Source organism: Streptomyces griseobrunneus (assembly GCF_046713465.1).
In the GTDB taxonomy this organism is placed as follows: Bacteria; Actinomycetota; Actinomycetes; order Streptomycetales; family Streptomycetaceae; genus Streptomyces; species Streptomyces microflavus.
Genome location: NZ_CP177080.1, coordinates 6,133,062 through 6,145,658, shown reverse-complemented (window position 1 = coordinate 6,145,658; position 12,597 = coordinate 6,133,062). Strand labels below are relative to the sequence as shown.

Genomic DNA, 12,597 nt, shown 5'->3' with positions numbered 1-12,597 from the left:
CGGTCAGAAACCCTCCCTGACCTGCTGTTTTGCTTCGAGCGCGAGTTCCGGCTAACTTTTTGCACTGACCAGTCAGTTCAAAAGAATGCCGCAGCAGGACCACGCACAAGATCAGGGGAGGGTCTGTGGAGAGCCCGCACGACGCCGCAGCCGACGCCGAGCAATTCGGACTCGGCGCCGAGGACTTCGGACTCAAGGGGCCGCGCGGCTGGGCCTTCCGCCACGTGGGGTTCAGCGCTCCGCCGGGGTCGCTCGTCGCCGTCGAGGGGCCGTCCGGCTCCGGACGTACCTGCCTTCTGCTCGCTCTGACCGGTCGTATGCGTGCGACCGAGGGCAGCGCCCGGGCCTGCGGTCTCGAACTGCCCCGCAAGGCGGCCGCCGTGCGCAGGATCGCCGCCCTCGGCCCGGTCCCCGGCGTCAGCGAGCTGGACCCCGCCTTCACCGTCGCCGAGCACCTGCGCGAACGGGCGCTGCTCCAGGGCCGCTACGGGGCCTCCCTGCGCACCCTGCTGCGCCCGCGCTCCGAACGCAGGGCCACCGCCCGGGCCCGGATCGACGCGGCGCTCGAAGCCGCGGGGCTCGACCCCGCGACCCTGCCCAAGGCCGAGCGGACCTCCGTACGCGATCTGGAGCGGCTCGAAGCGCTGCGGCTCTCCGTCGCCCTGGCCCTGATCGGCACCCCGAGGCTGCTCGCCCTGGACGACGCCGACCTCAAGCTCTCCCCCGCCGAACGCGCCGACACCTGGACGCTGCTGCGGTCCATCGCCGATGCCGGCACCACCGTGCTGGCCGTGTGCAGCGAGGCCCCCGAGGACGCCCAGGTCGTCCGCACCACGCCCGCCGCCGAAGACGCCCCGACCGCACCCACCACCGAAGAGGAGACTGCCGATGCGTTCGCCGAAGCTGGCCGCGCTTGAGCTGCGGCGGTTCCGCAGGGGGAAGCTGCCGGCCGCCGCGCTGGTCGCCCTGCTGCTCCTGCCGCTGCTCTACGGCGCCCTGTACCTGTTCTCGTTCTGGGACCCGTACGGGAATCTCGACAAGCTGCCCGTCGCCCTGGTCAACAACGACAAGGGCGCCACCAACGACGGCAAGCGCGTCGACGCGGGCGACGAGATCAGCGACAAGCTGCTCGACTCCAAGGTGTTCGCGTGGCATGAGGTGAGCTCCGCGGAAGCGGACAAGGGCGTCGAGGACGGGACGTACTACCTCTCGCTGACGATGCCGACCGACTTCAGCAAGAAGATCGCGTCCAGCGGCGGGGACTCCCCCGAGACGGGCGCGCTCCAGGTGCGGACGAACGACGCCAACAACTACATCGTCGGGCAGATCTCCAAGACGGTCTTCGGCGAGGTGCGCAACGCGGCCTCCACGAACGCCTCGCGGGGCTTCCTGGACCGCATCTTCATCAACTTCTCCGATCTGCACGACAAGACCGCCGACGCGGCCAAGGGGGCCGACGACCTCAAGGGCGGCATATCGAAGGCGAAGAAGGGCTCCAAGGAGCTCGCGGACGGTCTCAAGGACTCCAAGGCGGGCAGCAAGCGGCTCTCCGACGGGCTCGGCAAGCTGAACACCGGTGCGGGCGAAGTCGCCTCCGGCACCGGCCGGGTGGCCGACGGCACCCAGGCACTGGCCGACAAGGTCAACAAGATCGCCGGTGACGCCCGCCCCTTCTTCAAGGACAACGGGAAGTCCATCGGGGACACCGCCCGGCTGGTCGCCGACACCTCGCAGGCCGTACGGAACAACCTCGACGTGCTCGTGAAGAGCGCGCCCACCGCCGCGGCCGAGTCCAAGAAGGCGGCCGACGACCTCAACGAGATCCACCGCACCCAGTGCGAGGAGGCCGAGGAGCCCGACGCCAAGGTCTGCCCGCCGCTGGAGCGCGCCAAGGACACGGCCGTCGATGTCGCGAAGATCGCCGCCGATGTGAACACCCTGGTCACCAACCAGAACGGCGACCTGAAGAAGCTCAGCACCCATCTGGCCGCCTTCCAGAAGCAGGCCGAGACGCTGGCGAAGCGCGCGCCGGCCCTGGACGACGACCTGGAGAAGGCCGTCAAGGACGTCAACGCCCTCAACACCGGCGCCCACAAGGTCGCCGCGGGCGCGAAGGACCTGCACGCCGGCCTCGGCAGCGCCCGCACCGGCTCCGCCGACCTGGACACCGGCGTCGGCAAGCTCAAGACGGGCGCCGAGAACCTGGACGGCGGGCTGTTCCGGCTCGGCGACGGCTCGGCCGAGCTGGCCCAGGGCCTCAACGACGGCGTCGACAGGATTCCGGACTACGACAAGAAGGACCGCGACGCGCGGACCGACGTCATGGCCGACCCGGTGAAACTGGCCTCCAAGTCTCTTCACGCGGCGCCCAACTACGGCACCGGTTTCGCTCCGTACTTCATCCCGCTCTCCCTCTGGGTCGGCGCGATGGTGGCGTACATGATCATCCAGCCGCTCAACAGGCGGGCCCTCTCCACGGGGGCATCAGCCTGGCGGATCGCCTTCGCGGGCTGGCTCCCGGTCGCCGCCATCGGCATCCTCCAGGTCGGCGCCCTGATGGCCGTCCTGCACTGGGGCCTGGGGCTGGAGATGGAGCGCTCCGCCGGGACGATCGTCTTCCTCGCCCTGGTGACCTGCTGCTTCGGCGCGATCGTGCAGTGGCTGAACGCCTGCTTCGGCGCGGCGGGACGCATCCTGGTGCTGGTCGTGCTGATGCTCCAGCTGACCTCGGCCGGGGGCACGTACCCCGTCCAGACCAGCCCCGGCTTCTTCGGCGCGATCCACCCGTACCTGCCCATGACGTACGTCGTCGAGGGGCTGCGCAGGCTCATCACCGGCGGCCCCCTGGGGCCGGTCTGGCTGGGCTGCGCGGTGCTGGGCGCCTTCACCGTCGGCGCCCTCGCCCTGACCGCGTTCACCGCCCGCCGCAAGCAGGTGTGGAGCCTGAGCCGGCTGCACCCGGAGCTGAGCCTGTGAGCGCGCCGGAAGCTGGGAGAATCGGCCTCATGGAAAGCAGTGGCACCACGCGCCGCCAGGCCACCCGGCAGAGGCTCTACGAGGCGGCGGTGACTCTCATCGCCGAGAAGGGCTTCTCGGCGACCACCGTCGACGAGATCGCCGAGCGGGCCGGGGTCGCCAAGGGCACGGTCTATTACAACTTCAAGAGCAAGACCGAGCTGTTCGAGGAGCTGCTCCGGCACGGCGTCGGGCTCCTGACCGCATCGCTGCGGGCCGCTGCCGAGGAGTCCGAGGAGCGTGGCGGCACCCGGGTCGAGGCGCTGGACGCGATGATCCGGGCCGGCCTCGCCTTCATCGACCGCTACCCGGCCTTCACCCAGCTGTACGTGGCCGAGCTGTGGCGCACCAACCGCGCGTGGCAGTCCACGCTGCTGGTGGTGCGGCAGGAGGCCGTCGCGGTGGTGGAGGACGTGCTGCGGGAGGCGGTGCGCAGCGGTGAGCTGAGCGAGGAGATCGACATCCCGCTGACGGCGGCCGCCCTGGTCGGGATGGTGCTGGTGGCGGCGCTGGACTGGCAGGCGTTCCAGCCGGAGCGGTCGATCGACGAGGTCCACTCGGCGCTGTCCCTGCTGCTGCACGGGAGGGTCAGCGGGCGCTGAGAGCCGTGGTGCCCCGGGAGACCGGAAAAACACGAAGACGCCGGCCGCTGGAGTTCGCATCCCCCCGCGAACTTCACCGGACCGGCGTCTTCCGTGCATCCGTCGGCCCCGTTCCCCGTGACCCCGTATATCCCCCGTGGCCCCCGGGTCCTGACGTCGTGCACCCCCGTTCCGTCAGGGGCCGCGCCGTTCCGCCGCCCCGTGTCGGCGGTCCGGGCGCCGCGCCCCTTCCGTGGTCACCACTCTTCCGTCCCCGCAGGTCCAGGCCTATCCGCGCAGCTACTCATCTCGTCTCCTAGGTACGGGTACTCAGGGCTGCGTGCCCGGGCCCACACGGGCCGTGGGGCGGGTCGTTACGATCTCCTGCGTGTCCGTAATCCCTCTGGTGTTCACAAGTGGCTGGGCGAGCGGGATCAACGCCTATGCGGTGGTCCTGTTGCTCGGCGTCTTCGGCGCGACCGGCGTCTCCGACGAGGTGCCCGCCACGCTGCAGCGCACCGACGTCCTGATCGTGGCCGGTGTGCTCTTCCTCTGCGAGGTGGTGGCCGACAAGATCCCGTACGTGGACTCCGTCTGGGACACCGTGCACACCGTGATCCGGCCGGTGGCCGGGGCGGTGATCGCCGCGCTGCTCGCCGGGGAGAGCGGTTCGCTGCCGGAGCTGGCGGCCGGTGCGATCGGCGGGTCGACAGCGCTGATGAGCCATCTGGTGAAGGCCGGCACGAGGATGGCGGTCAACACGTCCCCGGAGCCGTTCAGCAACATCGGGATGAGCATCGCCGAGGACCTCGGGGTCGCCGGAGTCGTCACGTTCGCCATATTCAATCCGGTGGCGGCCGCCGTCATCGCCGCCGTGCTGCTGGTCCTCGGGATCGTCCTCGTGGTCTTCCTGGCCTCGCGGATCCGCCGCTTCCTGCGCCGCCGGGCCCAGCGCCGCGAGGAGAGACACCTGGCGGAATCGGCTGGGCCCTGGCCTCCCGGCTGAGCTGTCGGTGGGGGTCGATAAAGTCACCGGCATGGCACGAATTGCGGTGATCGGCGCCGGGACGGGCGCCATGGCGGCGGCCGCCCGGCTCGCCGTCGCGGGCAACAAGGTGACGGTGTACGAGCGGTCCGCGAGCTACGGCGGCTCGGTCGGCCGCCATGAGCGCGAGGGCTTCGTCTTCGACACCGGGCCCGGGCTGCTGCATCTGCCCGCCGTCCAGCGGGACCTCTTCGTCAAGACCGGCAAGGAGTCCCTGGAGCAGTGCGTCACGCTGACCCAGGTCGACCCGGCCGGCCGCCACCTCTTCGCGGACGGCACGGCGGTGTCCCTGCCCAACGCCTCCCGGGCCGGGGTGGCTTCCGCCCTGGACACGGCACTCGGGGCCGGCGCCGGGGAGCGCTGGACCGGGTTCCTGGAGCGGGCCCGGGACGCCTGGGACCGGTCGCGGCGGCCGCTGCTGGAGGAGCCGCTGCGGGCGGACCACCAGGTGCTGGGCCGCGACCCCTATCCCGCCCTGAAGCAGCGCCGGTTGCTGCGCACCCGGCAGGCGGCCACCGTGGCGGAGATCGGCGCCCGGGAGCTGGCGGACGCCCGGCTCGCCGCCCTGCTCGACGGGTACGCGCTGTCGTACGGCCTCGATCCGCGCACCGCCCCCGCGAGCGCCGCGCTGCTGCCGTACATGGAGCAGACCTTCGGCAGCTGGTACGTGCTGGGCGGGATGCGGGAGCTGGCCCGGGCGGTGTACGAGCGGTGCGTGGCCCGGAGGGTGGAGTTCGTCTTCGGGGCCGAGGTGGTCCGGGTCGTGGAGAAGGACGGCCGGGCGGCGGGGGTGGAGCTGACCGGCGGTGAGGTGGCCGAGGCCGACCGGGTGGTGCTGGGGGTGCGGCCGCACGCCGGTCTGGTGCCGGGCCGGCAGGTGTGGGGCGCGGACGATGTGACGGTCCGGGCGGGCTCGGTGCCGGGACGGTTCGTGGTGCTGCTGTCGCTGCGCGGGGCCCGGGAGGCGGACGCTGTGCACCGGACCGTGGTGCACAGCGCCGACGGGGCGGCGGAGCAGGAGGCGGTGTTCGGGGGCCGGGTCGCCGCGCACCCCACGGTGACGGTGCTGCGCCCCGACGACCCCGCGACCCGCCCGGACGAGGCGCACGAGGCGGTGACGCTGACGGCGACGGTGGCGCCGCAGGGCCCGGTGGAGTGGACGGACCCGGCGGTGCGGCAGCGGTTCGCCGACGCCCTGGTCGAGCGGGCTGGTGCGGCCGCTCCCGGACTGCGGGAGCGGATCCTGCACACGGAGGTCCGCACGCCCGCGGAGACCGAGGCGGAGACGGGGGCCGAGGGTGGTGCGGTGCCGCCGCCCGCGCTGGCCGGTGCGCAGGGCGCGTATCTGCACCCCGGCAACCTCACGCGGCTGCCGGGGCTCTATCTGGCGGGCGGCTGGTCGCACCCGGGCGGCGGGCTCGCGCACGCCGGGATGTCGGGGACGCTGGTGGCCGGGCTCGTGGTGGAGGGCGACGGCTTCCGCGGCTCGCGGTAGGCCCGTCGTCGGTAGCGGTACCGGCCGTCAGTAGCGGTACTGCTCGTTCTGCCCGGTGTCGTAGCCGTTGCCGTACGGAGCGGGCTGCTCGGGCGGCATCGGGGGGTACTGCTCGGCGTCGCGCTGCTGCGGGACCCAGACGCCCCCGGGCGGGGTGTCCGTGGTGTACGCGTCCGTGCCGTAGCTCTGCGCGTAGGGGTCGGCGTAACTCTGCTGGCCGCCCTGGCTGTCGTAGCCGTTGGCGTTGCCGTAGGCGTCGTAACCGGCGTAGGGGGGCGTCCCGTTGGTGGTGCCGATGTACGGGTCGGAGTAGGCGGCGTAGCTCTGCTGGCCGGTCCCGTAGTCGTACGGCCCCGTGTAGCTGTCCTGGCCCTGCTGCTGGTCGTAGCCGGAGTACGGGTCGTACGCGGCGAACTGCGGCTGGGCCGCGGGGTCCGCCCCGTACTGCTGCTGGTCCTGGCCGGGGCCGTTCGCCGCGTAACCGGAGTCGCTGTACACGCCGTACTGGCCGGTGTCGTCGGGCAGCGGCTGCGGCTCGTACACGGAGGCGGGGGCGTCGGAGGCGGTGGCCGGAGCCGCGTTGTGGCCGAAGGAGTCGAAACCGTCATCGGCGGCGGGGTCCGAGACCTCCAGGCCGGAGACCTCCAGCGTGGGCTCCTTGGCGGCCGCACGCTCACCGCCGCCACGACGGCGGCGGCTCTCGCCCGGGCTGCCGCCTATGGCCCAGCCGGTGGAGAAGCCGCGCCGGAAGGAGAGCGTCACATAGGTCTGGCCGGTGGCGAAGGCGAGGGTTCCGACGACGATGACCGGGACGGAGGCGAGCAGGACCCCCATGACCACGCCGAGGAAGCCGCCGAAGGCGAGGAGCCGCCAGCGCAGTCGCGCCTTGTACTGCAGCAGTACCTCACCCAGCAGCCACAGTGCCACCAAGCCGAATGCGATGTAGAGGACCGTCCAGCCCACGCCCGCCCCCTCCTGCGGCCGCAGCCGCTCGGGGGCGGGTACGGCCGGTCACGACTGCTTGTGCAGTCCGAGATTCTCGTAGATTTCGAGCGTTGCCGTCGAGTTGTTGAGCGTGATGAAGTGCAGCCCGGGCACACCCTCGGACAGCAGTTTCGCGCAGAACTCCGTTGCGAACTCGATACCGATGGAGCGTACAGCGGCCGGATCGTCCTTGACCGCGAGGATCCGCTCTTTCAGCGGCTCAGGCACGGTCGCGTTGCTGAGCTGGGAAAATCTTTCCAGTTGTTTCACACTCGTGAGCGGCATGACCTCGGGAATCACCGGCGTTTCGCAACCGGCGGCGACGACCCGGTCACGCATCCGGAGGTAGTCCTCCGGGCGGAAGAACATCTGGGTGATCGCGTAGTCCGCCCCGGCCCGGCACTTGTCCACGAAGTGGCCGATGTCCGTCTCCCAGTCGGAGGAGCGCGGGTGCATCTCGGGGAACGCGGCGACGCCGACGCAGAAGTCGCCGGACTCCTTGATGAGGCGGACGAGGTCGGCCGCGTACTTCACGCCCTGCGGGTGCTCGACCCACTCCGCCAGCGGGTCGCCGGGCGGGTCGCCGCGGACCGCGAGGATGTTCCTGATCCCGGCGTCGGCGTACTGGCCGATCATGTTGCGCAGCTCGGCGACCGAGTGGCTGACCGCGGTGAGGTGGGCGACCGGGGTGAGCGTGGAGTCGGCGGCGATCTGCTGGGTCGCCCGCACCGTCCCGGCCCGGGTGGAGCCACCGGCCCCGTACGTCACCGAGACGAAGCTCGGGCGCACCGCCTCGATCCGGCGCAGCGCGTTCCAGAGATTGCGCTCGCCCTTCTCGGTCTTGGGCGCCCAGAACTCGAAGGAGTACGAGGTCTTTCCGGTCGCGAGCAGGTCACGCACGGTGCGTGCGTGGTCCGTCCTGGTGGAAGGTGTCCCTAGGGCCATATGGGGAGGTTAACCAGGGCGTGGACACTCCCCCAACCAGAGCGGCCGATATTGTCTCGTTTTGCCGGTTTACCGTCCACCCCTTGGGACGGCGGGGCCCGAAGCCAGCCGCGAAAGCGCTGCTCAGAGCGCGTGCGCGCGGACCCGCTTCGCCAGCTCGGCGGTGGCGGCCGCCGGGTCGTCCGCCGCGGTGATCGCCCGGACGACGACGATCCGGCGGGCGCCGGCCTCCAGCACCTCGTCCAGGTTCCCCGCGTCGATGCCGCCGATCGCGAACCAGGGGCGGGGCTGTGCCAGGGAGGCCGCGTACCGCACGAGGCCGAGGCCGGGGGCGTGGCGGCCGGGCTTGGTGGGGGTGGGCCAGCAGGGGCCGGTGCAGAAGTAGTCCACGCCCTCCTGGGCGACGGCGTCGTCGACCTCGGACTCGGCGTGCGTGGAGCGGCCGATCAGCCGGTCGGTTCCGATGACCGCGCGGGCGGCGGGGACGGGCAGGTCGCCCTGGCCCAGGTGCAGGACGTCGGCGCCGATGGCGTGGGCGACGTCGGCCCGGTCGTTGACCGCGAGGAGCTTGCCGTGGCGCCGGCAGGCGTCGGCGAGGACCGCGAGGTGGTCCAGCTCCTCGGCGGCCTCCATGCCCTTGTCCCGGAGCTGGACGATGTCGACCCCGGCGGCCAGCACCGCGTCCAGGAAGGCGGGGAGGTCCCCCTGCCTCTTACGGGCGTCCGTGCACAGGTAGAGCCGGGCGTCGGACAGCTGCTCGCGAGGCGTGGGCATGGTGGAGCTCCCCCGTGGTCGTGGCGGGGCACGGGCCGCGCTGCGCGCGGGGCCCGTACGCCGCTTCCTGTCGTATCGGTCAGACGGCGAGCGCCTGGGCCCGGCGCTTCACCTCCGTACCGCGATTCTCGCTCAGCGCCTGCGCGGGGGTGCCGGGCAGGGTCGGGTCGGGAGTGAAGAGCCACTCCAGCATCTCTTCGTCGGAATAGCCGTCGTCCCTCAGGAGGCTCAGGGTCCCGGAGAGGCCCTTGACCACCTTGTCGCCGTCGATGAAGGCGGCAGGCACCTGAAGCGTCCGCTTCTCACCCCGGCGTACGGCGATGAGCTGGCCATCCCTGACCAGCTGCCGTACACGCGTCACCTCGATATCGAGCTTCTCCGCGATGTCGGGGAGGTGGAGCCAGGCAGGTACGAGAGCATCGGTCTTTGCGTCAATCTCGGTCACGAGGACAAGCGTGCCATCCCGGACCGGCAGTCGGTACCCGGGCCGACCGTACGGGGGTCGTCCCGGGGTGTCACGGCCGTCACAGGGCCGTGGACTTCAGAGGTACGGCGGGGTCGGCGACCCGGTCGGGGTCGAGGACGGCCCCGGATTCGATGAGTTTGCGGCCCTGGGCGAGGTCGCGCGGGCGGCCCACCGCGAGGACGGCGACCAGTGCCCCGGCCTTCAGCCAGCACACCGACCAGGTGGCCTCGGCGCCGTCGCCGCGCCACAGCAGGGTGTCGGCGTGGGCGTGGTGGCCGGCGTACTGCACGAAGCGGCCGAACTGCTCGGACCAGAAGTACGGGACGGGGTCGTGGACCGGGAGCGGCTCACCGCTGTCGTCGGCGAGGATCGCGGCGGCCGCGGTGCGCGGGCCCTGGAGCGCGTTGTCCCAGTGGTGGATCAGCAGGCGCTCGCCGTAGCGGGCGGAGGGGAAGGAGGCGCAGTCCCCGACCGCGTACACATCGGGCAGGGAGGTGCGCAGGGCGCTGTCGGCGGTGACCGAGCCGTCCGGGCCGCGTCCGATCCCGGAGCCGGCGAGCCAGCCGGTGGCGGGGCGGGCGCCGATGCCGACGACCACGGCTCCGGCGGGCAGCGCGCGGCCGTCCGCGAGGATCACCGCGGACTCCTCGACGCGCTCGACCCGGGCGTCGGTGAGGAGTTCGGCGCCGCTCTCCGCGTACCAGTCGGCCATCGGGGCGGCGACCTCGGCGGGCAGGGTGCCGGCCAGCGGGCGGGCGGCGGCCTCGACGACGGTGACCGCGCAGCCGGCGGCGCGGGCGGCGGTGGCGAACTCGGCGCCGATCCACCCCGCCCCGACGACGACCACGTCGTGCTGCTGCTCCAGGACGGGCCGCAGCCGGGCGGCGTCGTCCAGGGTGCGCAGCAGGTGGACTCCGGGGACGCCTTCGGTGCCGGGCAGGGCGATGGGCTCCGCGCCGGTCGCGAGGACCAGGACGTCGTAGGGGACGGGTCCGTCCACCGTGTCGAGGACGTGGTCGGCGGCGCGCAGGGCGGTGACGTCCAGCCCGAGGCGGAGCGTGATGTCCAGCGCCTCGAAGTCGACGTCGAAGGCGGAGTCCTCGGCCTTGCCGAGCAGCACCGCCTTGGACAGCGGCGGCCGGTCGTAGGGCTGGTGGGGTTCGGCGCCGATCAGCGTGACGGGGCCGGTGAAGCCGGCTTCCCGCAGGGCGACGGCGGTCTGTACGCCCGCCATGCCCGCTCCGACGATCACGACGTTCCGTGTGCGCTGCCGCGCCGCGTGGTGTTCCGTCTGCTCGCTCACGTGTACCAGTCTATTGATCTGACTGCACATCAGGCGGCAACTTCCTCCACCACGCTCGTCCCGCTGCCCTCCTGGGACTCCCACTCCCAGCGCTCCTCCAGCCGCACCCGGCCGTCCGCGAGGTCGGTGACGGTGGAGCGGCAGTGGCCGGAAGAGGTCGTTCCGTCCTGTTTGAGCTGGACATAGCGGAAGTCGAGCACGTCCCCCTCGCGGGTGCCGACGAGATGGCCGCGGACCACGTCACCGCCCGCGTACTCGGCCCAGATCGTGCCGTCCTGCTCGTGGTAAGTGAAGCGGGTACGGGTGCCGACCTGGCCCGGGGCCTGGTCGGCGACGGGCGAGAGGACGAGTCCGTCGAGCGAACGGGCCACGGTGGCTGCTTCCTTGCTGGGCGAAAGGCGGGTGGGTTTAGGGTGGCCAAGGTAGAACACTCGCGGGAGCCCGGACGCACCGGGCTGAGAGGGAGGCTGGAGCGCCTCCGACCGTACGAACCTGATCCGGGTCATGCCGGCGAAGGGAGGGGCTGGACACCCATGCGCGTCTCGGGGAACACCTCCGGAATCCCGGGGGGAGACTCAGGATCCGATGTCCTTGTCATCGGGGGCGGCATCATCGGGCTGGTCACCGCCTGGCGGGCGGCCCAGCGCGGGCTGACCGTCACCGTGGCCGATCCCGATCCGGGCGGCGGCGCCGCCCAGGTAGCGGCGGGCATGCTGGCCGCCGTCACCGAACTGCACTACGGCGAGGAGATGCTGCTCGGCCTCAACCTCGCCTCCGCTGCCCGCTATCCGGAGTTCGTCGCGGAGCTGGAGGAGGCGAGCGGCCGGGAGACCGGCTTCCGTACCTGCGGCACGCTGGCCGTCGCCATGGACTCCGACGACCGGGCCCATCTGCGGGAGCTGCACGCCCTCCAGGAGCGATCGGGCCTGGAGTCGGTCTGGCTGAGCGGCCGTGAGTGCCGCCGTCTGGAGCCGATGCTGGCGCCGGGTGTGCGGGGCGGGCTGCGGGTCGACGGCGATCACCAGGTGGATCCGCGCCGGCTCGCCGCAGCGCTGCTGGCCGCCTGCGAGCGGGCGGGGGTGGTGTTCCGCAGGGCGGCCGCCGAGCGGCTCACCGTCAGCGGGGGCCGGGCGGCCGGGGCGGTGCTCGGCGACGGTACGGAGGCCGGGGCCGACCAGGTCGTGCTGGCGGCGGGCAGCCTCAGCGGGCGGCTCGCGGGGGTGCCGGAGGAGGTCGTACCGCCGGTCCGCCCGGTCAAGGGCCAGGTCCTGCGGCTGACCGTGCCCCGGGCGTACGCCCCCTTCCTCAGCCGGACCGTGCGCGCCGTGGTCCGGGGCGGCCACATCTATCTCGTACCGCGGGAGAACGGCGAGCTGGTCGTCGGCGCCACCAGCGAGGAGATGGGCTGGGACACGACGGTCACCGCCGGCGGGGTGTACGAGCTGCTGCGCGACGCCCACGAACTGGTGCCCGGCATCACCGAGCTGCCGCTCACCGAGACCCGGGCCGGTCTGCGCCCCGCCTCCCCCGACAACGCCCCGCTGCTCGGCCCGACCGCCCTGCCCGGTCTCCTCCTCGCCACCGGCCACCACCGCAACGGCGTCCTGCTGACGCCCGTCACGGGCGACGCGATGGCGCACGCGCTGACCACCGGCGAGCTGCCCGAGGTGGCCCGCCCCTTCGCCCCGGGCCGGTTCACGTCCGCCGTCGCCGCCCCCGTACTCCAGGAGCAGCCCGTATGAGCACGTCGAACCCGCCCGTATCCGTGACGGTCAACGGGGAGCCTCGCACCCTCGACGCGGGCACCGCGCTGGACCGGCTCGTCGCCGTCCTGACCACCGCGCCCTCCGGGGTCGCCGCCGCCGTCAACGAGTGCGTCGTGCCGCGCGGCCGGTGGGCCGCCACCACGCTCGGCGAGGGCGACCGCGTCGAGGTCCTGACCGCCGTGCAGGGAGGCTGACCGTGTCCGACGACGTCTTCACCCTGGGG

13 protein-coding genes and 1 riboswitch are annotated in these 12,597 nt (G+C 72.4%); of the genes, 7 read left to right on the top strand and 6 right to left on the bottom strand.

What is annotated here, in order from left to right; translation table 11 throughout:
- Window positions 1–125 precede the first annotated feature (125 nt).
- The 5 genes from ACK8N7_RS27975 (at window position 126) to ACK8N7_RS27955 (ending at window position 6,136) form a co-directional block, all read left to right on the top strand.
- Window positions 126–917 carry an ATP-binding cassette domain-containing protein gene (locus ACK8N7_RS27975; protein WP_403208886.1) on the top strand — a complete coding sequence of 264 codons (792 nt, stop codon included), beginning with the start codon at window positions 126–128 and terminating at the stop codon, window positions 915–917.
- A complete protein-coding gene (locus ACK8N7_RS27970; protein ID WP_500444448.1) occupies window positions 889–2,976 on the top strand; it encodes a YhgE/Pip family protein in 2,088 nt (695 codons plus the stop codon). Before ACK8N7_RS27975 ends, ACK8N7_RS27970 begins: the two co-directional genes overlap by 29 nt.
- 29 nt (window positions 2,977–3,005) lie before the next feature.
- A complete protein-coding gene (locus ACK8N7_RS27965; RefSeq protein ID WP_403208882.1) occupies window positions 3,006–3,617 on the top strand; it encodes a TetR/AcrR family transcriptional regulator in 612 nt (203 codons plus the stop codon).
- Between the two features lie 367 nt (window positions 3,618–3,984).
- Complete coding sequence (locus ACK8N7_RS27960) at window positions 3,985–4,602, top strand: DUF4126 domain-containing protein (protein WP_500444447.1); 618 nt, start codon at window positions 3,985–3,987, stop codon at window positions 4,600–4,602.
- 31 nt (window positions 4,603–4,633) lie between these two features.
- On the top strand, window positions 4,634–6,136 hold the full coding sequence (locus ACK8N7_RS27955; RefSeq protein ID WP_500444446.1) for a phytoene desaturase family protein: 1,503 nt from the start codon (window positions 4,634–4,636) through the stop codon (window positions 6,134–6,136).
- Window positions 6,137–6,163: 27 nt separating this feature from the next.
- Here the strand turns inward: ACK8N7_RS27955 and ACK8N7_RS27950 are convergent, their stop codons facing one another.
- From ACK8N7_RS27950 to ACK8N7_RS27925, 6 genes are all read right to left on the bottom strand, one after another.
- Entirely contained in the window at window positions 6,164–7,099 is a 936-nt protein-coding gene (locus tag ACK8N7_RS27950; protein WP_500444445.1) for an SCO2102 family sporulation regulator, read from the bottom strand.
- A gap of 48 nt (window positions 7,100–7,147) precedes the next feature.
- Complete coding sequence (gene metF, locus ACK8N7_RS27945; RefSeq protein ID WP_015608017.1) at window positions 7,148–8,065, bottom strand: methylenetetrahydrofolate reductase [NAD(P)H]; 918 nt, start codon at window positions 8,063–8,065, stop codon at window positions 7,148–7,150.
- 123 nt (window positions 8,066–8,188) lie between these two features.
- The gene (thiE, locus tag ACK8N7_RS27940) at window positions 8,189–8,839 is read right to left on the bottom strand and encodes a thiamine phosphate synthase (RefSeq protein WP_403208874.1); all 651 of its coding nucleotides are present in this window, start codon (window positions 8,837–8,839) and stop codon (window positions 8,189–8,191) included.
- Between the two features lie 79 nt (window positions 8,840–8,918).
- The gene (locus ACK8N7_RS27935; RefSeq protein WP_403208872.1) at window positions 8,919–9,284 is read right to left on the bottom strand and encodes an Rv2175c family DNA-binding protein; all 366 of its coding nucleotides are present in this window, start codon (window positions 9,282–9,284) and stop codon (window positions 8,919–8,921) included.
- 79 nt (window positions 9,285–9,363) lie between these two features.
- Complete coding sequence (locus ACK8N7_RS27930) at window positions 9,364–10,608, bottom strand: NAD(P)/FAD-dependent oxidoreductase (RefSeq protein ID WP_403208870.1); 1,245 nt, start codon at window positions 10,606–10,608, stop codon at window positions 9,364–9,366.
- Window positions 10,609–10,637: 29 nt separating this feature from the next.
- The gene (locus ACK8N7_RS27925) at window positions 10,638–10,979 is read right to left on the bottom strand and encodes an avidin-fold protein (protein ID WP_403208868.1); all 342 of its coding nucleotides are present in this window, start codon (window positions 10,977–10,979) and stop codon (window positions 10,638–10,640) included.
- 52 nt (window positions 10,980–11,031) lie between these two features.
- Window positions 11,032–11,144, top strand: a riboswitch (TPP riboswitch).
- Here ACK8N7_RS27925 and thiO point away from each other — a divergent pair.
- Window positions 11,142–12,350 (top strand): glycine oxidase ThiO, encoded by a 1,209-nt coding sequence (thiO, locus tag ACK8N7_RS27920; protein ID WP_403208866.1) that lies wholly within the window; start codon window positions 11,142–11,144, stop codon window positions 12,348–12,350. It overlaps the preceding riboswitch by 3 nt.
- The gene (gene thiS, locus ACK8N7_RS27915; protein ID WP_500444444.1) at window positions 12,347–12,568 is read left to right on the top strand and encodes a sulfur carrier protein ThiS; all 222 of its coding nucleotides are present in this window, start codon (window positions 12,347–12,349) and stop codon (window positions 12,566–12,568) included. The genes thiO and thiS overlap by 4 nt, the downstream gene beginning before the upstream one ends.
- Window positions 12,569–12,597: the final 29 nt, after the last annotated feature.